The organism is Vibrio sp. Of7-15 (assembly GCF_022347565.1).
Lineage (GTDB): Bacteria > Pseudomonadota > Gammaproteobacteria > Enterobacterales > Vibrionaceae > NORP241.
On sequence record NZ_JAKRGH010000006.1, the window covers coordinates 211,905 to 236,968 of the forward strand.

Below are 25,064 nucleotides of genomic sequence, written 5' to 3' on the forward strand. Positions count from 1 at the left end.
GACAGTAAAAGGTTAATCTATGAATCTTTCAGCAAAAACAGTGGTAGTTATTGCTATTGGTGCCGCCCTGTACGGTATTGGTGGTCTACCTATGTTTGGTATTCCAGTCTTTGCAAATACGACATTAAAACCAGCCATGGCAGTTTTGGCTCTTTTCTCTGTACTTTTTGGTCCATTGGTTGGTTTTTTAGTTGGTTTTATTGGCCACTGGGTAACGGATTTATTTGCTGGATGGGGCGTTTGGTTCACATGGGTACTAGGATCCGGCATTGTGGGGCTTGTGATCGGCTTATTCCCGAAAATCACTAAAGGTCGTATCGAGAAAGGGCAATTTGATATTAAAGATTTTGTCTTATTTGTGGTTCTAGCCTTAATTGGTAATGTCGTGGGTTACGGTTGTTCTGCTTTCTTAGATACAGTGCTTTACGCAGAACCGTTCACTAAAGTGTTTACGCAGTTGTCTATTATTGCGGTTGGTAATACGGTACTGATTGCAGTTGTGGGTTATTTTATTCTTCATTCAGTAGCAAAACGTAAAAAGCAAAGCAGTAACCTAACTGAGGCTCAATAACGGATGACAATCGAATTTTCTAATTTCTCTTTTAAGTATCAGTCACTGGATAAACCAACACTGAAGAATATTACTCTAAGGATAGAGAAAGGCGAAAAGGTTGTCATAGTTGGCCCGAGTGGTTGTGGTAAATCAACTCTGGGCCAATGTTTAAATGGCTTAATTCCATTTGCTATAAAAGGGGAGTCGACAGGGGCTCTTCGCATCAATGGACATGATGTTAAAGATTTAGATTTGCACCAATGTACTGAACAAGTGGGTACGGTATTACAAGATACTGATGGTCAATTTGTTGGTCTAAGCATTGGTGAAGATATTGCATTTGCATTAGAAAACCAAATGATTCCACAAGGGCCGATGCACACACTGGTGCGAGATACGGCCAAGATGGTTGATCTTGACTCTATGCTTGAAAAGTCACCTCATGATTTGAGTGGTGGTCAGAAACAGCGTGTGTCGTTAGCAGGTATCATGGTTGATGATGTCGATACTTTACTGTTTGATGAGCCTTTGGCGAGTTTAGACCCAAAAACGGGTAAAGCGGCTATCGAAATCATCGATAGACTACATCAAGATACTGGTAAAACGGTTGTGATTATTGAACATCGTTTAGAAGATGTACTGCATTGCCATGTTGATCGTATTATCTTGATGAATAATGGCGAAATTGTGGCAGATTTATTACCCGATGCTCTTATTGCCAGCCCTCTTTTGCCAGAATATGGCATTCGTGAACCTCTTTATATCAGTGCGCTCAAAGCAGCAGGGTGTCATGTGACAGCACAGGATAAACCTGCTTACTTATCTTCGTTAAATTTATTGCCATACCATGAAAAGTTGCACCAATGGGTGTCTGATGCTGCTTTGACAGAACTCGAATCACCTTCAGAAACATTATTGAGTATTGATTCGCTCACTTATTCTTATGAAGGCGATCGAAACGCCCTTGAAGATATCTCTTTTGAGGTGAAAAAAGGCGAGTTTGTTTCTATTTTAGGTAAAAATGGCTCTGGCAAGTCCACCATTACTAAATTGATCATGGGTGTATTAAGCCCTGATGTGGGTTCAATTTCTCTTAAGGGTCGCGATATGGCAGAAATGTCTATTTTTGAGCGTAGCCAGAAAGTGGGCGTGGTCATGCAAAACCCGAATCATATGATCTCTCATCATATGATTTTTGATGAAATTGCATCAGGTCTAAGAAATCGCGGGGCAGATGACGCTCTGGTTGATGAAAAAGTCACACAAGTTTTAGAGCTGTGTGGTTTGAAGAAGTATCGGAATTGGCCGATTGAAGCGCTTAGTTATGGTCAGAAAAAACGAGTAACTATCGCTTCCATGTTGGTATTAGAGCCGGAATTATTAATTCTGGATGAGCCAACAGCCGGACAGGATTACCGTCACTATACTGCGATGATGCAGTTTGTACGTGAGTTGAATGAAACATTAGGTATTACCATTTTGATCATCTCACACGATATGCATTTAGTATTGGAATACACCTCGCGTGCAATTGTTATTGCAGACAGCAAACTACTGGCTGATGGTACCGTTACCTCTATTTTTAGTCAGCCGGAATTGCTGCAATCGGCGAATTTAGCTGAAACAAGTTTGTATCAACTCGCGAATAAGATAGGCATGACAGATGCCGATCGTTTTATGCGTTGTTTTATTGCCCATGAAGCAGGTTTGAAATAAATGAAAGCCAATAAAATGAAGTTTGGGATTAATTATGTTAATACCCAATCTTGCTTACATCAGCTAAATGGTGTGACTAAGTTTCTTTTATTCCTTACTTGGGTCACCGTGGTACTGGTTACTTTTGATTTACGTATTATTTCGGGGCTGATTGTTGCTGGCTTAGTGCTTTTAAAGCTAACAAAAGTACCATTCCGGGTATATAAACCGTTATTGATTGGTACAAGTACCGTCCTACTTATCAATGCTCTGTTTATGTTTTTGCTTGCCCCACAGCAGGGTATGGAATACATGGGTACTCAAACCGTACTTCTACCTTTAATGGGCGGATATGATATTACGGCTGAAACGCTGTTTTACTTGGTAACGGTAACACTAAAATATTTCAGTATGTTCCCGATTGCTTTGGTCTTTGTATTCACTACTCATCCAACGGAGTTTTCGGCCAGCTTAAATCGCTTAGGTGTGCCTTATAAAGTCGCTTATGCCGTGAGCTTAACCTTGCGTTATTTACCGGAAGTAAAAAAAGACTTTGTGAATATTATGCATGCTCAACAAGCACGAGGGGTGGATCTATCAAACAAAGTGCCGTTATTTACTCGCCTACGTAATGTAGTGAAAATTTTAGCACCGCTGATTTTTTCAAGTTTAGATCGCGCAGAAGTGATCTCTAATGCCATGACGTTGCGTGGTTTTGGCCGTGCGAAGAAGCGAACATGGTATAGCTTAAAGCCAATGACGAAAAAAGATGGTTTGGTGTTATTGGGTTTAGCGGTTGTTTTTGCACTGTCCATTGCAAAGCGTATGATGGATGAAGCGCTGTTTTGGTATCCGTTCTAGTTTACTGCCTTTCTGGATAATAGATGAGGTAGCTTCCTGCTACCTCATTGAACTTTAATTTTCGTCGAGCTCACTTAATCGCTCAATCACATCGGCACTGATGTGTTCATGGCTGAAGATCAGTAACTCGGTCAGTTTTTCGATAATCTGCTCGGGCTCTTGTTGGCTCAAAACAATATCAGTAATCGATTTCTTTACTAAATCCACTTCATGGTCAATAAAGCCTCTGGCATCAACTTCACGTGGCATGTCAACGGGTGGGCTATCGAAATGAAGGAAAACGTGTGGATCTTGATGTGATGCTTCAAGTAGCTGCTCTGGAAACCACTCTTCTCCCGTTACAACTTCACAATCATTCGGGGATAATTTACTGATTTCAGTCAGCTTTTGAATTAATTCGGATGTTTTCAAAAGGGTAGCCTTATTACAATCTGGCAGAAAACCTTGGTTATTGCTTCTGTCTATTGTATACCAAGATGAAAATCATACACAGTTGCTTCGCTTTTTAAGCACAATATGAAAGGCTATATTGTTAATTTAATGGAAGGGATTTCTCAAAGGTGCATATTGATACCGCAACAGAAAAAGACATGGCTTGTATTGAAGATTTAATCTGTTACACCATCGAATCTTGTATTGGTGAAAGTGGTTTAACAGAACGATTTTTGATTGATGAAATTTTACAAAGCTTAGTGTGGTGGCAAGAAAATCCCGCGTTGGCGATTCATAAAGTGGCCCGCATAGAAGGCAAAATCATTGGAGTGATTCTGTTAAAAGAATGTACCCGTTTAATGAATTTGTTTGTTCACCCGGACTACCAAAGGCAAGGGGTTGGAACAAAGCTAGTGAATAGTGTTTTAGAAGACTGCCGGGCTTATTGTCCAGGAGGTTCGCTATCATTGAACTCTTCTCATGCTGGTGAATCTTTTTACCGCTCTTTGGGGTTTGAGCAATCCGGCGAAATACAAGATTTACCTGGCGGCTGTATCCCTTTTAAACTATGTTTTTAAACAGTGACAACGACAATAACAAGACTTAAGAGCCTTAGTAAACCATGGCGGCGTGATGATGATTACAGTAAAAAAACGTCATTAAGGAGTTGGTTATATTAGTCGGATATAAAAGAGCAGCTTGTAAAAAAGTGCTGGTCATCAACAGAAAAGGTGGCGCGGGTAAATCAACGTTGGCGATTTCGATTGCCTCTTGGTATGCCCATCAAGGTTTTAAAACTGAAATCGTAGATTTGGATCCTCAAGGAACAAGTTATTTCTGGGGGTCGAAAAACGAGGGGGTGCGTGCTCAGAAATTCTTACCTACTTCCAACATACCTTTTTCGTTGGCACTAAGGCTCGAAGCCGATACACACTTAACGGTGGTGGATTCTCCTTCTAATTTCAGCCAATTTGAGATGGAAAAATATGTCTCAATGGTTGATAAAATAATTTTTCCTGTTCAGCCTTCGCCCATCGATGTTCACTCTATGTTGGGTTTTGTAAAAAGCTTAATTTCTTCCAAAGTATTTCACAGTAACGAAGTAGAGCTGGCGTTTGTGATCACACGGTGTAATGGTCAACAGCAGGGCCGACAATTTGTGGACAGAGTGATCAAACACATGAAATACCCACTGCTTGGGACTATGTCAGAAGATATTTGTTATCAAGAAATGTTTGCTCAGCGTACCAGCTTTTTAGAGTTTAACCCAAATGTGGATCAGCATTTATGGCATACATTAGACAGCTGGTTGAGTGTAGAGCCTGATCTATCATCTGGTGGACATAGAAAATCAAGGAGCGTTAACCCCAGAATTGCCTAGGCAGTGTCCCTTAATTATTTGGCTATTCTTCTTTGTGTATAACCACGTTAAAGGTGATATCCAAGATAATGAGGGGCACAGCTTAGAAATACCTTTCTTATTTGGTGTTAAACATAATATTCAATTAAAATCAGTGGATTAGAACTGAGTTATGAGGTGTTATGTTTCACTATCTCGCACGTGCCGTTATTGTACAAGATGATTCTGTTTTGCTGGTTCGGGAAAAAGGGGCTACTGAGTATTTTTTGCCCGGTGGTCATATTGAGTTTAATGAACCAGCTAAAATGGCTTTGAAGCGTGAGTTACAAGAAGAAACGAGTTTAGATATTCAAGTTGGTCGTTTCTATGGCAGCATCGAAAATCACTGGCTACATAAAGGTGAGCAGCAACAAGAAATTAACTTAGTGTTTGAAGCGCATTTCTGCGAGGGTTTTCAATCTGTGGTTAATTCGTGTGAGCCTCACTTAGACTTTTTGTGGGTCGAAATCAGTCAACTCACCTCTGTGACATTACATCCCGCTTCTGTGAGTGAGCTTATTCATAACCGTGATAGCATCACTTCTTTTTGGGGCTCTGGCTATGCTTGACATTTTTTTCACTTCATCTTTTTTATAGTTCACCTATTCCATATAAAGGCAACCCAGAACCATGACGAAGATATTATTACTTTCTCTATCCCTAATGTTGACTGGCTGTAGTGCTGTTCAAGAATTCAGAAAGCCTCAGATGTTTGATTCTTTTGATGATTTTAAGCCCGGCCCTGAAGGTGGGGTTGATTTAATATGGGCAAAGCGTGGTATTCGTTCGCCAGCCGATCTACAGAATGAGCTGATGAAGTATAACAGTATCATTATTGATCAAGTGTGGCTTGTTCTAGACGAAAAAGAGCGTTATGGCAGCCTAGATAGTGATGAAATTAAAGACTTAGCCGATTATTTAGTTGAGCAGCTAAAAATTAAAGCCAATAGCCACTTTGAAGTAGTGACAGAACCTAAAGAAAAAACATTAAGGTTAAGTATGGCTCTGACAAACGTAGAAACACCAAACCCAATTCTGGCAGTGACCAGCAGTGTTTTACCGTTTGGATTAGGTATTTCTACTGTGTCTAAGGTGATCACAGGGGAACATACGAACGTAGGCAGTGCAACAATTGAACTCATGTTGAGTGATGCCCATACTGGCAATCCGATTATTGCAGCAATTGATAAACGGACAGGTAATAAAGACCTCAGTACTATGATTGACTCTGCGGATGATGCGAAAGATGCCATCAATTGGTGGGTTGAGCGCTTAGGAGCAACGCTCAGGGCTGAACATTAAGCATTGTGATTGAATTTATCCTGACTGAGACTGGCACTGAGTACACAAGCTCGGTGCCTTTTGTTAATCTTTTAACTATAACTCCCTTCAATTATTGGTATGTACTTGTTTAAGCACTCCTTATTTTCATTATTACTGGCTTGCTCTTTTTCTGCGGTGTCTTCTAATGGCACTGAGGGGGAGGAGATAGAAATAAGTAATGAACCTATCTTGATTCAAAAAGAGCAAAACTGGGGCATCGCTGCGGTGGTACGTAGCTCCACTATTCCTTACTCCGCCGCTGATTCTCTGGTTTCTAGCTTTATTCCTATGATGTTTTATGAAGGGGAGAGGTTTTACATCAAAGGCTTGGAAGGTGGTGTTACTTTACGGGATTATTCCGACTGGCAGATGAATGCAATTTTACGTTTACGCTTTTTTGATTTGCCTCAGTCAATTCAGAATCAAGTGAAAGGTGATGTGGGGGATGGCGGTATACAGTTAAGGCGGCATCTGGATGATACTTGGGACTTAGATACCGAATTCATGTTGGATCCTAGTTATCGGTGGCATGCGAACACTCGGATCAGCAGTGAAATGGAAAGTGGTGATTGGTGGTTTAACCCTTCGTTAGAGCTTCGCTGGAAAAGTGCCGAGTTTAATAGTTATTACTATGCGTTATCTGAGTTTTCTAATGAAGAGATCGGGGCTGGGGTGGATGTTAAGTTAGGGGCAATGACACGCTACCATGTTGCTTCTAATTTGTATCTGCTAGGCGGAGCCTACGTCACTCGACTTGATGGCAATGCGTTTGCTAGTGAAAGCATTGATAATCAGTGGCAGGGGGAGTTTTATGTTGGTTTTGGTTTGTTTAAAAATAAGGACAAACTTTATCGCACTGATTTATCAAATAAGCCTTATGTACGAGTCGCTCATGGTTGGGCAACGCCTTCAAATATTGGCGATATTATCTCTGGCAACACTGAAAAAGATGAGTTTAATAATCAGCTAAGTTCGGTATTTTATGGTCACCCATTAACCGATGAGCTATTTGGAGTGCCGGTGGATATTTATCTTACGCCGGGCTTAGTGTGGCACTGGAGCTCTGAGGTTCAAGCGTCTAGCCCTGAATACGTAATGGCAATTAAAGCGTACGCTAATATATCATGGCCTACGAAATGGCGCTTTGGTGTGGCGGAAGGTCTGTCTTATATCAATAATATTACGTACATTGAACAGACTGAAATGGATGAGAAAGGCTACCGTCCAAGTGAGTTACTCAACTACCTTGATTTTTCGGTAGACGTAAATTTAGGGGATTTGTTTAATTACAAAGAATGGAATGGCGTGTGGCTAGGCTACAGTATCCACCATCGCTCCGCTATTTTTGAAAAAGCCTCGCAGTACGGGCGCATTAAAGGGGGCAGTAACTACAATACCGTTTACCTCCAATTTGATTTCTAGATACAAATGAAAAAAGCGGCACTTGCATGAAAGTGCCGCAAAACAAGGAAGAGTAATTGAATGAAATTTTCTCGGAGTTATAGCAATTCAGTTATTATGCTGAAATAGCGTCTAATTGTGTTTTGGCTTCAGCTAACGCTTTCTCCGCCATTTCTGGTCCCATAGCCAGTGCTTCACCGTACACAAATTCCACATCGGTAATGCCAACAAAGCCTAAAATTGTTTTTAGGTAAGGTACGATGTGATCATTGTTAGAGTCTTTGTGCATACCACCACGTGTCGTCACAATGATGGCCTTTTTCCCCGTTAGTAAGCCAACAGGCCCTTGTTCAGTGTAAGTGAATGTCACTCCCGCACGGGCAATTAAATCAAACCAGTTTTTTAGCTGAGTGGGAATAGTGAAGTTATACATGGGTGCAGCAATCACTATTGTGTCATTCGCTTTAACTTCTTCAATCAAGGTATCAGATAGAGTAATGGCATCTTGTTGGCGCTGACTGAGTTCATCACCCCCACGTAAGCCTGTTGCAATTTCACCATCAAGAACAGGTAGAGCATCGGCGGCTAAATCACGAGTGGTAATGGTTTGATTTCCTAAGGTACTAACGAAATGATCGATCAGTTTTGTTGATTGAGAATATTCACCAAGAATGCTTGATTTTAAAACGAGTACATTTGACATAATTGTGATTCCTATTTGTTTATTTAGCTGTTTTAGTTGCTGTGTAAATAGAATAGGAAAACCATGGGATGGATGTAAGCGTAATTTTTTGCCTAATTCATTCGAAAAATTCGAACAAGTATTAAGAGGGTAATTGAGAGGCTAAAAAGACAATGCACACTCGAAAGAATGTGCATTTATTAAGATGACTAAAGCTATTTCTACAGTTTAAATTGACCAACTAAGTGTTTGAGGTTTCCGCCTGCACTGGATAGCTCTTCAGATATTTGGGAAGACTCCTGTATGGTATTAAGCAGTTCAGCCACAATATCTCGTATGGCGACTAGGTTACGATTAATTTCTTCTGTTACCGAGCTTTGTTCCGTGGCAGCGGTAGCAATATGGTTGGTCATGTCGTTAATGGCATCAACGGCCCCGGTAACAGACGATAAACTTTCTGATATTTGGTTCGAGGAATCAACGGCGAGGGTACTGGTGTCTTGGCTGGTTGTCATCGAAGAAACTGCTTGCGATACCAGCTGATGTAGCTCATCTAGCATCTCTTTAATTTCATGGGTACTGTCTTGAGTACGGCTAGCTAAGCTACGTACCTCGTCGGCAACCACAGCAAAGCCTCGGCCTTGTTCACCAGCGCGTGCTGCTTCAATAGCGGCATTAAGTGCCAATAAATTCGTTTGTTCAGCAATTGATCCGATGACTTGTAATACACCATCAATTTTTTGCGATTGCTCATGAAGTGAATGCATGTGTGAGCCAGCTTGTACCACTTCTTCGGCCAGTGCTTCGATAGCGGTGGTAGAAGCAGAGACTTTTTCTTGTGCTGTTTGAGAATCTTGAGTGGCAGCATGGGTTGCTTCGGCCACTTGGGTCGCACTTTGGGCCACTTCATGAGCTGTGGAGCTCATTTCGGTGACTGCGGTGACGACTTGCTCAGTTTCGTTATTATGTGTATTCAGTTGTTTGGAAATATGTTGCGTCTGATTATTGATGGTTTCCGCTGCGCTAGAGACCTGAAGCGTTGCACTAGACACATCAGAAATAATCGAATGAAGTTTGCTAACAAAACGGTTGAACGCATTGGCTAATTGAGCAATTTCATCGTTTCCTCCAATTTCTAAGCGGCGGGTTAAATCGCCTTCACCGTCGGCAATGTCGTTGAGTGTGTCAACCATCGTGTTGATTGGTTTAGATACTAGCTCGGCAACCCAAAGCATAATAATGATGGTTAAAATGGCCAAGACAACTGAGCTAAGGGCCGCAGATTGAAATTGGCTTTGCATTTGTTCCCATGCAGCATCGCTAAATTTTTGGGTATCAGCGTCAATATCATCAATATACACACCCGTGCCGATGTACCAGTCGGTGCCACTGATTGGCCCGGCATAGCTTAATTTAGGCTGTGGTGTTGGTGAGCCCGGTTTTGCGTAAATGTATTCAAAAAAATCACCGCCAGATTGGCCTGCGCGGATGAGATCTTGAATAATGTAAACTCCATTGGGGTCTTTCAGGTTGATTAAGTTCTTACCGTGGACGTTGGCATTGGCAGCGTGAGCAACATTGTTGCCTTTACTGTCATAGATGAAGAAATAACCAGAGCCATTTTCAGCGAAGCGGATAGGGGCCAGCATCGCTCGGATTTTTTCTAATGCCTCATCTTTGTTGTCGTAACTTTGTAGCTCATGTTCTACGCTCTTTTGAGCTATCACAACGGCATCACGAATTTGTTTTTGTCGTTCTGATAGAAGCTGAGAGCGATAATCTGAAACGTTTTTGTTAACCGTTTCGCTCTGCAAGCTAATAATAATGCTCATTGCAACAGTAAGTACAATAACCATTGGCACAATGGCAATGAGTAACAGCTTATTTCTCATTCTGAGTTTGTTCATAATTTATCTTCCAGGAGCTGTGTATTTTTCATTCTGATATGTAACATATTAATAATAGCGACTGGATCGGAGACAACTTGATGCGATTGAGTGATAAAGCTGGCTGAATAATTGAAAGAGTGAACTGGATCGAAATGAATGGGTTGAAAAAGTAAAGCCGACACTAAGGTCGGCTTTAGATGGCACTATATAAGTGGTTTAATAGGCGATTAACCGCACTTAGAATCACCACAGTTTAAACAGGTCTGGCAGCCATCTTTTACGATTACCGCTTTGTTGTGGCACTTGTAGCACAGCGTAGCACTTGGTGGAAAGCTTGAGTTATTCGCTTCTTCATCTTCTGCTGGTTTTGTTTCCAGCTCTGCTTTTTTGGATTCTAAAAAGGCTTTTTGGTGCTGATCAAGCTCAGGGTTTGCCAGTAGGCCAATTTCCATTAAATGTTGCTCGATCACATTACCGATTTCTGCAATTAACGATGGAACGTATTTACCTTTGTTCCAGTAGCCGCCACGAGGGTCGAAAACAGAACGAAGTTCTTCCACTAGGAAAGTGCAGTCACCGCCTTTACGGAATACCGCAGACATAATGCGAGTTAAGGCCACAATCCACTGATAGTGCTCTAAGCTTTTTGAATTAATGAACACTTCAAATGGGCGGCGTGTTTCGTGCTCAGTCCCTTCGTTTAAAATCACATCATTGATGGTAATGAAAAGCGAGTGCTCTGATACATGTTCTGGTGTTTTCAGTTTGTAAGTAGAACCTAATAGTTTCTCAGGGCGCTGTAGTGTTTCGTGCATCTGTTGGATGCTTGGTTCTTGAACAGGTGCTGCCGGCGCTTGTTCTTCTTGAGCGCTTTTTACTTTGTAGCCGACAATTTTACTGCTTATTTTCTTGGTCATGTTGGAACCTAGTATTCTTAACTTTTAAAAATGAAGTAACTTAAAACTTACCGTAGTAGCCTTCTTTTAAGGCATCGTATAAGTTGGCAGCAGAATGGATTTCACCATCGTATTCGATTTCTTCATTACCTTTGGCTTCGAATGTGCTGCCATCTTCTAAAGTAAACTCGTACGTTGTATTTTCTAAATCTTCTTCTTTAACCAGTACCCCTTGGAAGACTTCAGGGTTAAAGCGGAATGTGGTACAGCCTTTTAAGCCCTGATCATAGGCATCCATGTAGATGTCTTTAAAATCTTCAAACGGGAAGTCTGTTGGGATATTCGCTGTTTTCGAAATAGAAGAGTCAATCCAATGCTGCGCAGCGGCTTGAATATTGATGTGCTGTGCCGGTGTAATGTCATCAGCAGTAATGAAATACTCAGGCAGTTTTGCATCTTCATCTGTTGTGTATGGCATGGCTTTTTTGTTTACTAGCTCACGGTAAGCTAATAGTTCAAAGCTATATACATCAACACTTTGTTTGGACTTTTTACCTTCTTTGATGACGTTACGTGTGTAGTGGTGAGCAAAGCTTGGCTCAATACCGTTACTTGCGTTGTTAGCCAGAGAAAGTGAAATCGTACCCGTTGGTGCAATTGAACTATGGTGTGTAAAGCGAGAACCGGTTTTTGCTAGTGCTTCAATAAGTTCTGGCTCAACTTTGGCAACACGCTGCATGTAGCGGCTGTATTTAGCGTGAAGAACTTTGCCTGAGATTTTATCACCAAGTTTGATGCCGTCTTTCACCATTTCAGGGCGCTGACGTAGCATTTTGGCCGTGATTTCAAAATCTTCGTTCATGACTGGCGCTGCGCCTTTCTCTTTCGCAAGTTCTAAGCCTTGTTTCCAGCCAGTAATCGCCATTTCTTGTGCGACTTGATCGGTAAACGCAACCGATGCCTTATCACCATATTTGTGCTGAAGCATAGTTAGAGTTGAGCCTAAGCCTAAGAAGCCCATACCATGACGACGTTTGTGTTCAATTTCGTGACGCTGTTTTTCAAGTGGCAGCTGGTTGATCTCAACCACGTTATCCAGCATACGTGTGAAGACAGCAACTACCTCGCGATAAGCGTCCCAGTCGAAGTAGGCTTCTGCTGTGAACGGGTTACGCACAAACTTAGTTAGGTTGACTGAGCCAAGTAAGCATGCTCCGTATGGAGGCAGTGGTTGCTCGCCACATGGGTTGGTTGCTCGAATTTCTTCACAGAACCAGTTGTTGTTCATCTGGTTTACTTTGTCGATCAAGATAAAACCAGGTTCGGCGTAATCGTAAGTGGATGTCATGATGACATTCCAAAGATTACGAGCGGGAAGCGTACGATAAATAGTACAAGCAACACGGCCTTCTTTGTCTTCTACTAAGCCTTCTTTTGTTGGCCAGTCAGCCCAAACCACTTTATCTGAGGTCGTAAGATCTAAGCCATCTTGCTTGGCTTCTTTTGCCGTGATAGGGAAGATCAATTTCCAATCTTGGTCATTTTTCACTGCTTCGATAAAGTCTTCAGTGATCAGTAGTGACAAGTTAAACTGACGTAAACGGCCATCTTCACGTTTTGCACGGATGAAGTCGATAACATCAGGATGACGTATATCCATTGTGCCCATTTGCGCGCCGCGACGTCCGCCAGCGGAAGAAACGGTAAAGCACATCTTGTCGTAGATGTCCATGAAAGACAGTGGACCCGATGTGTAGGCACCTGCACCAGACACAAAAGCACCACGTGGGCGCAAAGTGGAAAAGTCGTAGCCGATACCACAGCCAGCTTTTAACGTTAGGCCTGCTTCATGAACTTTACCTAAAATGTCGTCCATGGAGTCATTAATGGTGCCAGAAACCGTACAGTTAATGGTCGAGGTTGCAGGTTTGTGTTCGAATGCACCTGCGTTTGAAGTGATACGGCCAGCTGGAATTGCACCGTTGCGTAAGGCCCATAAGAATTTGCTATACCATTTGTCTTGCTGATCTTTCTTTTCTAGATCCGACAACGCTTTAGCTACACGTTTAAAAGTATCGTCTAGCGTTTGATCGACAGCTTCTCCATGCTTTGCTTTTAGACGGTATTTACTGTCCCAGATCTCCATTGAAGTCGATTGGTAAGCAATATCGATAGCATTGGAAAATTCACTGTCAATTGCGTTTTTGGTTTTCGCCATTATAGATGCACCTTAAATTCTTAGAAAAATTCACCATGACCACAAACGAAAAAAGTGCCGGGTAGGGCACTTAAATTTGCTGTAGTTGAGCGTAGTAGATCAAACCATTATCTGCTGTGATCTTCAAGTCTTGACGCTGTCAGTAAAAAGGTATCTCAGTCGTTGGACTCTGTTTTTCTTGATATTATTTTTAATAGATTCAATTGGTTATATTTTTTAGCTTATTTGGTGTTCACTGTAATAAAGCACAGTTATTTTCTTTTAATTATTATCACTGAAACATTTGTTTTAAATTCTGGTGGATATGAGGAAATTGAATGAATTTGAGTATAGGAATAACTTTGCTACTTTGTTAATTAACAGTTATTTTTTTCAAGATAAAATAAGAGTGTGATTTATCTCACGCTATGTTGATTCGAAATATACAAATGGAATGCGAGCCCCATAAAAAACAGTAATATCAGTATTAGCTAAACAAAGGATTGTGAACTTACGGTAAATTATAAAAAGTCTGAGGCATAAATGGTGAAAAAAGTACATGTACTGCTCCTTTTTATGATAGCCGCTACTGTGATATCCATTGTGTGGTTTCATGCTAAGGGGGCGTCGAAAGTATTTGAACTTGACCCTAGTTTGTACACGTTTAAAAACATTGATGACAGGCAGCAAGGTGGAAAAAGTACATCAAAATTAGTTATCGAAGATGGTAAAGCGATCTTAGAGTGTCACCTTGATGACCACCATAGTTGGCCTTTTTGTGAGATTTCCATTGAGTTGACAGAAAGCCTTTATAAAGGAGTGGACTTTTCAGGGTATACCAGTGTGCTACTTGATATCGATTATCAGGGGGTTGGCCCTCATCAGAGATTGAGAGTGTACTTCAGGAACAGTAATCCGGCCTATACTCGCCGAGATGATCCCGCTTCACTGAAATTCAATGGTATTGAGTATCAGCCAGGAGCTGGATCTGGCCTGAAAGAGATTTCATTGAACACGTTCCAAGTTCTTAGCTGGTGGTTATCTGATTATTCAGTGCCTGTAGAATTATCTGCTCCTGAGTTTAGTAATGTTCCTATGATTGAAATAGCCACAGGCACTAATGCGCTCGTGGGGGAGCACAAAATTACAATTAATAAACTCTCACTACAAGGTTCATGGATTAAAGAAGAGACACTATTAAAATTTATTTTAGCGGTGTGGGTTGTGTTTGCCATTGTCTGGATTATTGTGGAATGGAAAAAATTACAATCGAGCGTACAGAGCAGCCAGAAGAGAGAGAAGCATCTTAAAAAGTTGAATAAAAGCCTGAAAGAACAAAGCCTAGAGTTTGCGGAGCTCGCTCACCGTGATGCGTTAACGGGGGCACGCAACCGAAATGCAGTACGAGATTGGTTGGATCGTATGGCACAGCAGGTACGCTGGGGGCAGCAATCTTTCTCTGTACTGTATTTGGATATTGATCATTTTAAGCAGGTCAATGACAACTATGGTCACCAGATGGGTGATGATATTTTAAGAGAGTTTGTCTTGGTCGTCTCGTCTGTTATTCCAAGTACTGACTTTTTGGTTCGTTGGGGGGGAGAAGAGTTTATTGTTTTTTGTCCAAATACGGATGTGGGGAGTGCGAAACAAAAAGCGGATACAATCAGAGCATGTGTCGAGCAGCATGATTGGTGTCATGAGCAGCGTTTAACATGCAGTATTGGTGTAACGGAATTAGGGAATGAGCGTGTTACAGAAGTGATTGCCCGGGCAGATGATGCATTGTATCGAGCGAAAAACAATGGCCGAAATCGAGTTGAAGTATTAGCTAAATTAATGAGTTCAAATGGTTTACGATCCCAAGGCTAAATACTAAACAGTTGCTAGATCGTTTGAAGAAAAGCCGCAGTTGTAATTGACGCTGCGGCTTTTTTGTTTCATTAAGCGATTAACTCAGAGAATCAATTTATTCTTGTTCTGCTTTTTGTTGGCAGTGAGTAATGGCTTTTTGCAGTAATTCCACTGCGGTTTGCTCACATGGCGGTAACTCGGCAGTTGAGGTTTCAATTGGTGTGACTCGACTGCCCCATTTAATACGTGCAGCACCCCAAGTTAAACCAGCACCAAAGGCAGCAGTTAATATCTCACTGTTTGGTTGAATGCGGCCAGATTCTACCGCTTCACATAATGCGATAGGCACAGTCGCGGCAGAGGTATTACCGTAGTTTTGAATGTTCACAAACGCCTTTTCTAGTGGAATACCAGAATGTTCACACAGGGCTTCAATAATACGTTTGTTTGCTTGGTGTGGTAGAACAAGATCAATCTTATCACTGCTGAGCTGTGCTCGTTCTAATACGGTGTGAGCCGCTGCACCCATCCCACGAACTGCACGACGGAAAATTTCACGGCCAACGAAGTTAAAGTCGAAATAGCCATTTTCCGGGTTAAAGCGATCCATTGCCGTCCCAAATTCAGGAATAGCCAGTACATCACGGCCTTCAGCATCACAACCAAGTTGAGCTTCAATTAAGCCTACTTTCTCTTCTGTACGGCTTAGTACAGCGGCACCAGCGCCATCACCAAATAAAACAGCGGTATCGCGTTTGCTCCAGTCTAGGTAGAAAGATAAGCGCTCAGCACCAATCACGATAGCATGGCGGTAGTTACCTGCTTGAATCATACGAGTGGCCATTTCAAGGCCATAGACAAAGCCAGTACACGCGGCGTTCATGTCAAAGGCAGCAGCTCGCTTTGCCCCAATATTAAGTTGAACTTTAGAGGCAATATTCGGTAATAAAGTATCTGGAGAGCAGCTTGCTACAATAATGAGATCGACATCATCACCCGTAATGCCTGCGGTCGCCATCGCGTGCTGAGCAGCAACAGTGGCAAGATCTGACGTGTTTACGTGACTAATACGACGAGATTGAATACCAGTACGGCTTTGAATCCATTCATCAGATGTTTCTATGAAGGTGCTTAAATCATCATTCGACAGTACAGCAGGTGGTAGGCACTTCCCCCAACCAGTTATTTCAGCGTAGAACATCTTTTCTCTCTTTTTATTATTTCGATTTGCTAACAATAATACGACAGATCGGATCTGTGAAGTGTTTAAAACTAAAAAAGGGCGACCGGAGTCGCCCAAGGTTAGAGAAGATGTTTTTTATTGAACAGCAGTGTTTACCAGAAAACCCATGCAAAAAAGGTTAGTGCGATGATGCACAGTAAATTTAGGAAGATACCAATACGCATCATCTCAGACTGCTGAATGTGACCAGAGCCAAATACAATGGCATTTGGAGGTGTAGCGACAGGTAGCATGAAGGCACATGATGCAGAGACAGCAATTAAAGCAGAAAGAACAACAGGTGATACCCCCAATGCTTCAGCGATGGTCGCAAACACAGGCACTAACAGCGCAGCACTTGCCGTGTTACTGGCAAACTCAGTTAAGAACACCACAAAAGCAACAACAGCCAGTAGAGTGAAGAACATGCCTGCTTGCTCAAGAAAACCACTTAGACTTTCGGCAAGGAAAACACTGGTGCCTGTTGCTTTAAGAACATTACTTAAACAAATACCACCACCGAATAGGATTAAAACACCCCAATCTGTTGATTTTTCGATGTCTTTCCATTCAACCACACGTGATACACCCAGTAGAACAATAGCGGTGATAGCCACTAAAGTATCGAATTTACTTAGGCCACCTAGCATGGCATTTACAGGTTTGCTGAAAATCCACATTGAAACGGTAAATAGGAAGATCGCCAGCGTAATTTTACGCGCGTTTGTCCATTCAACGGGTTTGTGGTCGAGTTCAAAAGTGTGTTTTAGGTTTGGCTTTGTTAAGAAATATAACAGAGCGATAGTAATCGGTAATAGCACAATGGTGATTGGTAGGCCAATTTTCATCCAGCCCATGAAATCTAAACCAACTTCTGCGGCTGCGATGGCGTTTGGCGGGCTACCGACTAAGGTTGCGATACCACCAATACTTGCACAGTAAGCAATGCCTAACAAAACAAATACGTAGGTGCTGCGATTACTTTGGCTGTTTACTTTGCTTAAAACGCCTAATACCAGTGGTAACATCATGGCGGTGGTAGCGGTATTTGAAATCCACATGGAAAGCCCAGCGGTTACACCAAACAACATTAATACTGCAACGGACATTTTGCCTTGAGCCAGTGTTAATACTTTATCTGCAATGGCTTGGTCTAGTTTCTGTTTGTGAAGCGCCGCAGCCAGAGCAAAACCACCAAGAAATAAAAAGATGATTGGGTTCGAAAAGTTGTTAAGGGCGGTAGGTGTATTAAAGACCCCGAGCCCTACGGCAAGGAGGGGCACTAACAAGGCGGTAATGCTGACATGAACGGCTTCTGTTAACCATAAAACCGCTACAAAAACCATGATACTTAAGCCTGTAGCAACTTTAGGATCAAGAGGGAGTGTGTTTAATAGCGTCACAAATAATAGGATATTACCAATAAAAATGAGGCTATTACGGGTAAGTAGCCAGTTTTTTAAAGTAACAACGAGTGCTGTCATAATCGCTTTCCTTACTTTATGTCCAGAGTATTAGTCCTATCGGAATTCACCGATGGTGTCTTTGTTATCGTTATAATCGGTCACTTGTTATGACCTGTTGAGCTAATGTTAAAGGGTTTTGATTTATAAAAAAGACGAATAACAAACCAGTTACAAAAAGTGTGAAAGTGGAAATTAAGAATGGGTAGAAACATACCCATGAATACGAAATAGGCTAACTTGTTGATATAAAATAAGTTAGATTTATTGAGGGGATTCTTGAATCGAAATGGGCTCTTTGGGGCCTAGAAATTTTGGTTGCACATTAAGAACATATAAGTCGAGAACGGCTTTGGTTCTCGCTAATATTTCACGCATTCTAATTTTCATGTTCGCAAGACCTTCAGGGGAAGGTACGGCTAAGCAAACAGAGTCAATATCGTAGTGATTAGCGATGAATAGGGCACGTTCACAGTGAAACTTTTGGCTGATGATCACGAAATGGTTCGCTTCAAATACTTCTTTAGCACGAACGATAGAATCAAGGGTTCGAAAACCAGCGTAGTCTAAGGTGATGTTCTTATCTTCGATTCCCGCTTTTAATAAGTCTCGTTTCATTGTCCAAGGCTCGTTGTAAGAACGATGGGCATTATCACCACTGAGTAAAAAGTTTTTCACTCTTTTTAGTTGGTGGAGCTTAATCGCAGCGTCAATACGGTATTGATAAAAAGGGTTAAGCTGTCGGCCAATGTACTTACTGGTACCAAGCACTAAGGCAACATCTCGTTCAGGTAAATCATCGATATTCTGAAAAACACGATCAGATCCTTGAAAGGAAATGGTGGTATCAATCAAAAGCATCCCTAAAAGCATACAAGTGAGTAGTGCAAGACAAAACAGTAATGCGCGCTTTAATACACGCAGTTTTTGCCATAAGTTTGGGAGTGCTGGAAATGTCATCTACGTTATACCTGCCGATGTCTTTGTGCCCAGCCACCAATAAACATAAACGCCGTTAAAACAAGACCAAGAGTTATACCAGGTTCTAATTGTTGCAATAGATCAGACAGTAACGGGGATACTTTAATGATGACTAGTCCATAGCCAAAGGCATTTAATGCAATAAAAGCAGTGGTGCGAACAAGAAAATGTTGGTCCTGTAAGCCAGCTCGCATTGCGCGATTGATATTGCTGCCAAACATCACTAAAAGGCAAGCAATAAGAGCTGTGGATACATCACTAAGGTAAGGAGTTAAATAAGCACCTAATTGATTCAGATAATTGAGTACGGGTTCTATATAATTCATACCATGTGTGGTTTAGTGATGATTTAAGTTGTTAAATGGCATTGTACCTTATTGTTAAAGTTAAAAAAATAGCCAGCATCGGCTGACTATTTTTAGTACGATTTTGAAGAAACGCTTAGAAAGAAGTACGCTTGTAACGACGGTACACTGGCTGCCAGAACTGGTTGTTAATGGCATTTTCTAGTGCTTCATCGGTGATTTCTAATGCGTGGCCTTGTTCAATGGCTTTTTTTGCCACCGCAAATGCGATTTTTTTAGAGACTAGGTGGATATCTTCTAGTGGTGGTAACAGTGCACCAGTGCCATCAATAGCAAGTGGGGAACATTCAGCTAGCGCTCGGCTTGACTCCATTAGCATTTCATCCGATACGCGAGATGCTGATACCGCTAAGACACCTAAGCCAATACCTGGGAAAATGTAGCTGTTGTTACACTGAGCAATTGGGTAAACAGAACCATTGTGATTTACTGGCTCAAACGGGCTACCTGTTGCCACTAAAGCTTGACCATCAGTCCAACGAATAATGTCAAATGGCGTTGCTTCAACACGGCTCGTTGGGTTAGACAGTGGGAAGACAATCGGGCGCTCACAATGTTTGTGCATTTCACGGATAACATCTTCGCTGAATAAACCAGGCGCGCCAGAAACACCAATTAGAACGGTTGGTTTTGCGTTACGCATAACATCCAGTAGAGAGAAGTTATTGTCTTCTACATCCCAATCCGCCGTGTTGGCATTTTTTTGCACAAGGCGCTGTTGGAAATCAAGCAGATTAGGCATACCTTCTTGCAGCAAGCCCCAGCGGTCAACCATAAATACACGTTGGCGTGCTTCTTCATCAGAAATACCTTCAGAGACCATTTGGGCGATGATGGCCTCAGCGATACCACAACCAGCAGATCCTGCTCCTAAGAAAGTCACACGTTGTTCAGACAGTCTGCTGCCTGCTGCTTTACATGCCGCAATCAGAGAACCAACAGTAACCGCTGCGGTGCCTTGAATATCATCGTTAAAACAACAGATGCGGTCTTTATAGCGCTCAAGTAACGGCATTGCATTTTTTTGTGCGAAATCTTCAAACTGAATAAGCGCATCAGGCCAACGGCGTTGAACAGCTTGAATGAACTCTTCTAAGAACTCATCGTATTCTGAACCTGTAATACGAGGGTGACGCCAGCCCATGTACATAGGATCAGCAAGACGTTGTTGGTTGTTGGTGCCCACATCAAGAACGATTGGCAGTGTATAAGCAGGGCTGATACCACCACACGCGGTATAAAGAGCCAGTTTACCAATTGGGATGCCCATACCACCGATACCTTGGTCACCAAGACCAAGAATACGTTCACCATCCGTAACTACAATAACTTTTACGTTTTGGCTTGATGCATTGTTTAGCACATCGTCAATGCGATCGCGATTCGGGTATGAGATGAATAGACCACGGCCACGGCGGTAAATGTTCGAGAAGTTCTCACACGCAGCACCAACCGTAGGGGTATAGATGATTGGCATCATTTCAGAAATGTGGTTCTGAACTAGGCGATAGAACAGAGTTTCATTGGTATCTTGGATGTTACGCAAGTAAATATGCTTATCCATGTCACTTTCGAAACTTTTGTATTGCAAATAAGCACGTTCGGCTTGTTCTTCAATGGTTTCAATTGCTTCAGGAAGCAGACCTTCTAGGTTGAAAAACATACGCTCTTCGACACTGAATGCGCCACCTTTATTTAGAAGTGGAGTACTGAGAAGAGCTGGTCCGGCATAGGGAATATAAAGAGGGCGTTTATCGTTATTCATTGATTGACTCTGTTCTTATTGTGATGATTGAACAAACTGTCCGATTACTAGCATTTGCTAGGGGGGTAATCCTAGTCGTAGTGATGATGGAATTCAAAGACAAACCACCAATAAAATGCGAATGCGGTCATGTTTTACTGAATACTTGCCGTTACTGCACAAGATTGAATCAGTTACGCTTACTGATAATAGTATGTTTGTGCTTGATAAGCTTCTTTGTCAAGATTTCGGGCATAAAGGGCACAGCAAAAATAAAAAGTGTGATCTTTCTGTAAAGATTAGGCTGTGCCCTACAATTTCCTAGTATTGTCGCACTTATTTTACATCAACCACTCGGCTAGCCTTCTTGTACTGAATTCGCCACCCTTTCCAAACAGGAAGTTCCCAGCGTTTCGGATCTTGTTTTCTTCCGCCGCTTTCATAAATGGCATACACACGCTTTTGTGCGACATTATAGTCGACCGATAAGTTGAGATCGGCAAGGTGAAGCTTTCGCGGAAACTCTTGATTGAAGCTTTCTTGCTCCCATTCCGGGATCCCTTCAAAAATAAAATCATCTTGAGAAAACATCAGTAAATCTTCAACTGATTCAATTCCTAAAGATTCAATTTGATCCGTTAGCCAGTCACGTAACTCGGCTGGTTCAGCGTGGTTGCATAGACCATGTTCATGACGGCCCAGTGTTAAATAGAGGTTCCATTGTTGGATTTGAAAAGCAAGGTGATCCGCAAGACCTGCCATTAACTGATTAGACAGGATCATGTCAACAATGGCACTGCTGGCAATTAGGCCGACAGGCTCTTGGTTGATTTTTTCTATGATGCGTCCAGCGTACTTGCGAGCCATTACTGAGATGCACAGTCCATCAATAACTTGGCTGTCGATGTGTTCTAATTCTCCCATATCCAGTTTAATGAGCTGTTGCAGAGAAACGGGGGCCAGACAGGTGCCAAGTGACAGGGTTTGTTTCACCCCTTTGCCAGGTAGGTTGTACTGATCGAAAATAATCGCGGCTTCTGCTTTTTCTGGGTAGTGGCTATCACGGCCAACGGTCGCTTCACTAAAGCCATTGCCTAGTGCTTGGCGTCGCTTTTCACGTCTGATGAAGACCAGCTCTGGGGCAGCCTGCATCACTGATTCAAGCCAAACATCCCGTTTTAATGATGTAGCGACTGAGAGTTGTGGGAGTTCCATCGCTTCACGTATTTGTGCTGACATTGTTTTTGCTTCTTGAAGCATGTCAGGATCAACGTTCAGGTATTCAGGAGCCTCTTCACGAAGCAGCTTAACGAGTACTGTGGCATCACAACCATGTTTTTCCCATTGTTGGAGTTGTTCTAAAGCTTCTTCATTTTTGGGCAGATGGTATAGGCGTTGAGGGACAGATAAGGCCGATGCCAAGTCAATCATGGCTTCTTTGCTGGCTTTATCTGGCATTGCTGTGATCAGGTGAGCGAACAACGAATCAATAGGGAGCGGATAAAGTAATTTGCCGTGTTCAGTCACATTGCCTTTTTGATCGATAGCCTGCATATTTTGCAGTTTATCTTTTGCTTGAATCAATGTTTTTTCAGGTAGGGAGTCAATAAACTGTAATTGATCCAAACGATGGCCACAGCACGCTGCTGCTAGCATTGGCTCGACTAACTCTTCTCGATGGAGTTCTGGCGGTGTGACTAACTCCAGCGGTGCTGCACTGCCGTACAGACGAATACACACACCAGCAGAAATACGACCGGCACGGCCTTTACGTTGTTCGGCACTGGCTCTTGATATGGCATGTAAGCTTAATACCGTTCGACCATTACGTTGATGTGTGCGTCGTTCTAAACCTGAGTCGACAATAATGGTGATCCCTGGAATGGTCAGTGATGTTTCTGCCACATTGGTTGCGAGTATCACTCGTCGGCGCTCGCTGGTGGTGAGAGCGTGATGCCTGTCAGTATCAGTAACGGACGCGTGCAAGGGAATGATATGAGCGTCTAAGTGCTTTAGTGCTCCCATACAAAGGCCAATTTCTTTGCGGCCAGGTAAAAAGACTAAAATATCACCGCTGTATTGCTCAAATGCTCCTTCAACTGCTTGTTGTACTTTATTTTCAAGGCCACGAATATCAGGGCTATGGCGAGAGTCCGTGGCTTGATGAAATACTTCTACCGGGAAGCAACGCCCCGAAGCAGCTATGCTCTTGCCATCTAAATATTCGATAAGGCGCTGACTATCTAATGTGGCGGATGTGGCAATGAGTCGATGCTGGTTGTGTTGTTTTAATAGAGCCAGCAGTAAATCGGTGTCCCAGCGGCGAAGGTGCATTTCATCAATGATGACAATATCGAAATGAGCCAATGTGGTTTCACTCATCCATCGTAACGCCACGCCCGGTGTTGCAAATACCACTTGGGTGCTGTCATCAAATCGAGAGTCAAATTTAATCGCGTAGCCAATAGATTGCCCAATTTTCTCGTTGGCTTGCTCTGCTAGGTATTCTGCTAAAGAGGTACACGCAATACGTCTTGGTTGCACGACCAGCACTCTACCTTGTGATTTTGCCCAAATAGGCAAGCGAGTTGATTTTCCTGAGCCTGTTTCAGCTTCTACAACTAAGTGGTGTTGAGTCAGCAGAGTAAGAAATTCAGATTTTATTCTATCAATAGGTAAAGACATGAAATGTTTCTGGTAGAGTGGTTCATGTCGCACAGTTTACCTGAAAAAAGAACAGAGAGATCAGGTGAGTACTTTAAATTGTTCGCTATTTATTAGGGGGCCTCTGCCGCTGTTGCAAAGTTAACTCAAGCTATAATTATCATGGGTGAATTAAAGGTAGAAAACCATGAGATCTAGCGATTATTGCATTCAATAACAAAAAAAGACTAGGCTAGGAGCTTGTCATGACAAGTCATCGGTTACTTCGAATTGTATTTTTGCTGACTTTAGCGTGTATGTTCAGTAGTGCTACAGCGGCGAAAACGATTTTAGTTATCGAAAGCTATCACTCAGAATATGAATGGGACGCAAGCTATTTACATGGGCTGAAAAGTAATTTGCCCGGACATGACTTTGTCGTGTTTCAAATGGACACGAAAAGAGTCCCACGCGCGCAGTTTCCAATAAGAGCGGCTTTGGCTTGGGAACAGTATTTAGAAGTTAAGCCAGATTTAGTAGTATTGGGTGACGATAATGCTGTGAAGCTATTAGCCTCAAAGTTTAAGAAAACAGAGACGCCGGTTGTATTTCTAGGAGTAAACAGTAACCCGAGGGCATTAGGCGTCGTTGGGGCTCCTAATATAACAGGAGTGTTAGAGCGGCCATTATTTAAACGCTCGATTGCTGAAATTGATTCTTTGTTTCAAGCAAAGTTAAAGCGGGCATTAATATTGTTTGATTCAGGCACAACATCACATGTAGCCATACAAGAAGAATTTCAGGGGAAGTTGTTTTCAACCATAGGTCGAACTGAGGTCGAGCTGCGTTTGATAGGGGAGAAGAGCTTGTGGCAACAAAGTATATTAAATGCCAAGCAAGAAGGATTTGATGCCATTATTATTGGCTTGTACCACACGATTGTTGATGAAGCGGGTAAGCACGTGGCAGCTGAAAAAATATTGAGTTGGTCTTCTGAGAATACGCCTATCCCTATTTTTTGCTTTTGGGACTTTTCTGTGGGGGAAAATAAAACTGCGGGTGGTTTAGTGCTATTCGGAGAAATTCAAGGGCGAGCAGCGGCAAAAATTATTAAAGCGATCTTCGAAGGTAAGCGGCCAAGTACATTAGGCCCATTAACAGCAGACCAAGGCAGATATTTATACAGTAAAAGCCAATTTAAAAAGTGGGGATTGGCTGTAACGGAAGAAATGAAAGAGCGGGTCGAGTTTGTTGATTAATTAGACATTATGAGCTTTTACTACTCAATGTGCTGGTGCTTTAAGCAAACGAATTAATTTTATTGATATAACGCTTTACAGTAAAAAAGAAACTGCTATTATTCTTCGCACTTACGGAGAGATGGCTGAGTGGTCGAAAGCACCGGTCTTGAAAACCGGCATACGTTTGTAGCGTATCTAGGGTTCAAATCCCTATCTCTCCGCC

Annotated in this window: 21 protein-coding genes and 1 tRNA gene; 11 read left to right on the top strand and 11 right to left on the bottom strand. The window is 42.2% G+C overall.

Features of this window, described 5'->3' with window-relative positions; translation table 11 throughout:
- Nucleotides 1-19 precede the first annotated feature (19 nt).
- The 3 genes from MHO82_RS09665 to MHO82_RS09675 are packed head-to-tail and all read left to right on the top strand — an operon-like array spanning nucleotide 20 to nucleotide 3,109.
- Nucleotides 20-571 carry an ECF-type riboflavin transporter substrate-binding protein gene (locus MHO82_RS09665; RefSeq protein ID WP_239183729.1) on the top strand — a complete coding sequence of 184 codons (552 nt, stop codon included), beginning with the start codon at nucleotides 20-22 and terminating at the stop codon, nucleotides 569-571.
- Nucleotides 572-574: 3 nt separating this feature from the next.
- Complete coding sequence (locus MHO82_RS09670; RefSeq protein ID WP_239183730.1) at nucleotides 575-2,269, top strand: ABC transporter ATP-binding protein; 1,695 nt, start codon at nucleotides 575-577, stop codon at nucleotides 2,267-2,269.
- Nucleotides 2,270-3,109, top strand: a complete 840-nt coding sequence (locus MHO82_RS09675; protein ID WP_239183731.1) for an energy-coupling factor transporter transmembrane component T — start codon at nucleotides 2,270-2,272, stop codon at nucleotides 3,107-3,109.
- Nucleotides 3,110-3,163: 54 nt separating this feature from the next.
- Here MHO82_RS09675 and MHO82_RS09680 read toward each other — a convergent pair whose 3' ends face one another.
- Nucleotides 3,164-3,520 (bottom strand): hypothetical protein, encoded by a 357-nt coding sequence (locus MHO82_RS09680; protein ID WP_239183732.1) that lies wholly within the window; start codon nucleotides 3,518-3,520, stop codon nucleotides 3,164-3,166.
- 149 nt (nucleotides 3,521-3,669) lie between these two features.
- Here MHO82_RS09680 and MHO82_RS09685 point away from each other — a divergent pair, with 149 nt between their 5' ends.
- The 5 genes from MHO82_RS09685 (at nucleotide 3,670) to MHO82_RS09705 (ending at nucleotide 7,685) form a co-directional block, all read left to right on the top strand.
- Nucleotides 3,670-4,119: a GNAT family N-acetyltransferase gene (locus tag MHO82_RS09685; protein ID WP_239183733.1), complete on the top strand. Its 450-nt coding sequence runs from the start codon at nucleotides 3,670-3,672 to the stop codon at nucleotides 4,117-4,119.
- 131 nt (nucleotides 4,120-4,250) lie between these two features.
- Entirely contained in the window at nucleotides 4,251-4,922 is a 672-nt protein-coding gene (locus tag MHO82_RS09690; RefSeq protein WP_239183734.1) for a ParA family protein, read from the top strand.
- Nucleotides 4,923-5,083: 161 nt separating this feature from the next.
- The gene (locus MHO82_RS09695) at nucleotides 5,084-5,509 is read left to right on the top strand and encodes an NUDIX domain-containing protein (protein WP_239183735.1); all 426 of its coding nucleotides are present in this window, start codon (nucleotides 5,084-5,086) and stop codon (nucleotides 5,507-5,509) included.
- 61 nt (nucleotides 5,510-5,570) lie between these two features.
- Nucleotides 5,571-6,242 carry a DUF3313 domain-containing protein gene (locus MHO82_RS09700; RefSeq protein ID WP_239183736.1) on the top strand — a complete coding sequence of 224 codons (672 nt, stop codon included), beginning with the start codon at nucleotides 5,571-5,573 and terminating at the stop codon, nucleotides 6,240-6,242.
- A 186-nt stretch (nucleotides 6,243-6,428) separates the two neighbouring features.
- Entirely contained in the window at nucleotides 6,429-7,685 is a 1,257-nt protein-coding gene (locus MHO82_RS09705) for a MipA/OmpV family protein (RefSeq protein ID WP_239183756.1), read from the top strand.
- A 94-nt stretch (nucleotides 7,686-7,779) separates the two neighbouring features.
- Here the strand turns inward: MHO82_RS09705 and MHO82_RS09710 are convergent, their stop codons facing one another.
- The 4 genes from MHO82_RS09710 to MHO82_RS09725 all read right to left on the bottom strand — a co-directional run bounded on the left by MHO82_RS09710 (nucleotide 7,780) and on the right by MHO82_RS09725 (nucleotide 13,349).
- Nucleotides 7,780-8,367, bottom strand: coding sequence for an FMN-dependent NADH-azoreductase (locus MHO82_RS09710; protein WP_239183737.1), 588 nt, complete (start codon nucleotides 8,365-8,367; stop codon nucleotides 7,780-7,782).
- Between the two features lie 200 nt (nucleotides 8,368-8,567).
- On the bottom strand, nucleotides 8,568-10,253 hold the full coding sequence (locus MHO82_RS09715; RefSeq protein WP_239183738.1) for a methyl-accepting chemotaxis protein: 1,686 nt from the start codon (nucleotides 10,251-10,253) through the stop codon (nucleotides 8,568-8,570).
- 209 nt (nucleotides 10,254-10,462) lie between these two features.
- A complete protein-coding gene (locus MHO82_RS09720) occupies nucleotides 10,463-11,152 on the bottom strand; it encodes an NrdJb (RefSeq protein WP_239183739.1) in 690 nt (229 codons plus the stop codon).
- Between the two features lie 40 nt (nucleotides 11,153-11,192).
- A complete protein-coding gene (locus MHO82_RS09725) occupies nucleotides 11,193-13,349 on the bottom strand; it encodes an adenosylcobalamin-dependent ribonucleoside-diphosphate reductase (RefSeq protein WP_239183740.1) in 2,157 nt (718 codons plus the stop codon).
- Nucleotides 13,350-13,871: 522 nt separating this feature from the next.
- On the opposite strand from MHO82_RS09725, the gene MHO82_RS09730 reads away from it, so the two are divergent.
- Nucleotides 13,872-15,200: a GGDEF domain-containing protein gene (locus MHO82_RS09730; RefSeq protein ID WP_239183741.1), complete on the top strand. Its 1,329-nt coding sequence runs from the start codon at nucleotides 13,872-13,874 to the stop codon at nucleotides 15,198-15,200.
- A 97-nt stretch (nucleotides 15,201-15,297) separates the two neighbouring features.
- Here MHO82_RS09730 and MHO82_RS09735 read toward each other — a convergent pair whose 3' ends face one another.
- The 6 genes from MHO82_RS09735 to MHO82_RS09760 form a co-directional block, all read right to left on the bottom strand.
- The gene (locus MHO82_RS09735) at nucleotides 15,298-16,383 is read right to left on the bottom strand and encodes a ketoacyl-ACP synthase III (RefSeq protein WP_239183742.1); all 1,086 of its coding nucleotides are present in this window, start codon (nucleotides 16,381-16,383) and stop codon (nucleotides 15,298-15,300) included.
- A 134-nt stretch (nucleotides 16,384-16,517) separates the two neighbouring features.
- Nucleotides 16,518-17,888 carry a DASS family sodium-coupled anion symporter gene (locus tag MHO82_RS09740; protein WP_239183743.1) on the bottom strand — a complete coding sequence of 457 codons (1,371 nt, stop codon included), beginning with the start codon at nucleotides 17,886-17,888 and terminating at the stop codon, nucleotides 16,518-16,520.
- Nucleotides 17,889-18,131: 243 nt separating this feature from the next.
- On the bottom strand, nucleotides 18,132-18,827 hold the full coding sequence (locus MHO82_RS09745; RefSeq protein ID WP_343299964.1) for an ElyC/SanA/YdcF family protein: 696 nt from the start codon (nucleotides 18,825-18,827) through the stop codon (nucleotides 18,132-18,134).
- Between the two features lie 5 nt (nucleotides 18,828-18,832).
- Nucleotides 18,833-19,174, bottom strand: a complete 342-nt coding sequence (locus MHO82_RS09750; protein ID WP_239183744.1) for a DUF3392 domain-containing protein — start codon at nucleotides 19,172-19,174, stop codon at nucleotides 18,833-18,835.
- 115 nt (nucleotides 19,175-19,289) lie between these two features.
- Complete coding sequence (locus MHO82_RS09755) at nucleotides 19,290-20,978, bottom strand: NAD-dependent malic enzyme (RefSeq protein WP_239183745.1); 1,689 nt, start codon at nucleotides 20,976-20,978, stop codon at nucleotides 19,290-19,292.
- Nucleotides 20,979-21,293: 315 nt separating this feature from the next.
- The gene (locus MHO82_RS09760) at nucleotides 21,294-23,642 is read right to left on the bottom strand and encodes a DEAD/DEAH box helicase (protein WP_239183746.1); all 2,349 of its coding nucleotides are present in this window, start codon (nucleotides 23,640-23,642) and stop codon (nucleotides 21,294-21,296) included.
- A 224-nt stretch (nucleotides 23,643-23,866) separates the two neighbouring features.
- Here MHO82_RS09760 and MHO82_RS09765 point away from each other — a divergent pair, with 224 nt between their 5' ends.
- Together MHO82_RS09765 and MHO82_RS09770 are read left to right on the top strand one after the other, a co-directional pair.
- Nucleotides 23,867-24,859 carry an ABC transporter substrate binding protein gene (locus MHO82_RS09765; RefSeq protein ID WP_239183747.1) on the top strand — a complete coding sequence of 331 codons (993 nt, stop codon included), beginning with the start codon at nucleotides 23,867-23,869 and terminating at the stop codon, nucleotides 24,857-24,859.
- 115 nt (nucleotides 24,860-24,974) lie between these two features.
- A tRNA-Ser gene (locus MHO82_RS09770) sits at nucleotides 24,975-25,062 on the top strand.
- Nucleotides 25,063-25,064: the final 2 nt, after the last annotated feature.

Bases quoted from the DNA above. Each gene is read 5' to 3' on its own strand.
- MHO82_RS09665 (WP_239183729.1), top strand. From the start codon at position 20: ATGAATCTTTCAGCAAAAACAGTGGTAGTTATTGCTATTGGTGCCGCC.
- MHO82_RS09670 (WP_239183730.1), top strand. From the start codon at position 575: ATGACAATCGAATTTTCTAATTTCTCTTTTAAGTATCAGTCACTGGAT.
- MHO82_RS09675 (WP_239183731.1), top strand. From the start codon at position 2,270: ATGAAAGCCAATAAAATGAAGTTTGGGATTAATTATGTTAATACCCAA.
- MHO82_RS09695 (WP_239183735.1), top strand. From the start codon at position 5,084: ATGTTTCACTATCTCGCACGTGCCGTTATTGTACAAGATGATTCTGTT.
- MHO82_RS09700 (WP_239183736.1), top strand. From the start codon at position 5,571: ATGACGAAGATATTATTACTTTCTCTATCCCTAATGTTGACTGGCTGT.
- MHO82_RS09710 (WP_239183737.1), bottom strand. From the start codon at position 8,367: ATGTCAAATGTACTCGTTTTAAAATCAAGCATTCTTGGTGAATATTCT.
- MHO82_RS09715 (WP_239183738.1), bottom strand. From the start codon at position 10,253: ATGAACAAACTCAGAATGAGAAATAAGCTGTTACTCATTGCCATTGTG.
- MHO82_RS09720 (WP_239183739.1), bottom strand. From the start codon at position 11,152: ATGACCAAGAAAATAAGCAGTAAAATTGTCGGCTACAAAGTAAAAAGC.
- MHO82_RS09725 (WP_239183740.1), bottom strand. From the start codon at position 13,349: ATGGCGAAAACCAAAAACGCAATTGACAGTGAATTTTCCAATGCTATC.
- MHO82_RS09730 (WP_239183741.1), top strand. From the start codon at position 13,872: ATGGTGAAAAAAGTACATGTACTGCTCCTTTTTATGATAGCCGCTACT.
- MHO82_RS09735 (WP_239183742.1), bottom strand. From the start codon at position 16,383: ATGTTCTACGCTGAAATAACTGGTTGGGGGAAGTGCCTACCACCTGCT.
- MHO82_RS09740 (WP_239183743.1), bottom strand. From the start codon at position 17,888: ATGACAGCACTCGTTGTTACTTTAAAAAACTGGCTACTTACCCGTAAT.
- MHO82_RS09745 (WP_343299964.1), bottom strand. From the start codon at position 18,827: ATGACATTTCCAGCACTCCCAAACTTATGGCAAAAACTGCGTGTATTA.
- MHO82_RS09750 (WP_239183744.1), bottom strand. From the start codon at position 19,174: ATGAATTATATAGAACCCGTACTCAATTATCTGAATCAATTAGGTGCT.
- MHO82_RS09755 (WP_239183745.1), bottom strand. From the start codon at position 20,978: ATGAATAACGATAAACGCCCTCTTTATATTCCCTATGCCGGACCAGCT.
- MHO82_RS09760 (WP_239183746.1), bottom strand. From the start codon at position 23,642: ATGTCTTTACCTATTGATAGAATAAAATCTGAATTTCTTACTCTGCTG.
- MHO82_RS09765 (WP_239183747.1), top strand. From the start codon at position 23,867: ATGACAAGTCATCGGTTACTTCGAATTGTATTTTTGCTGACTTTAGCG.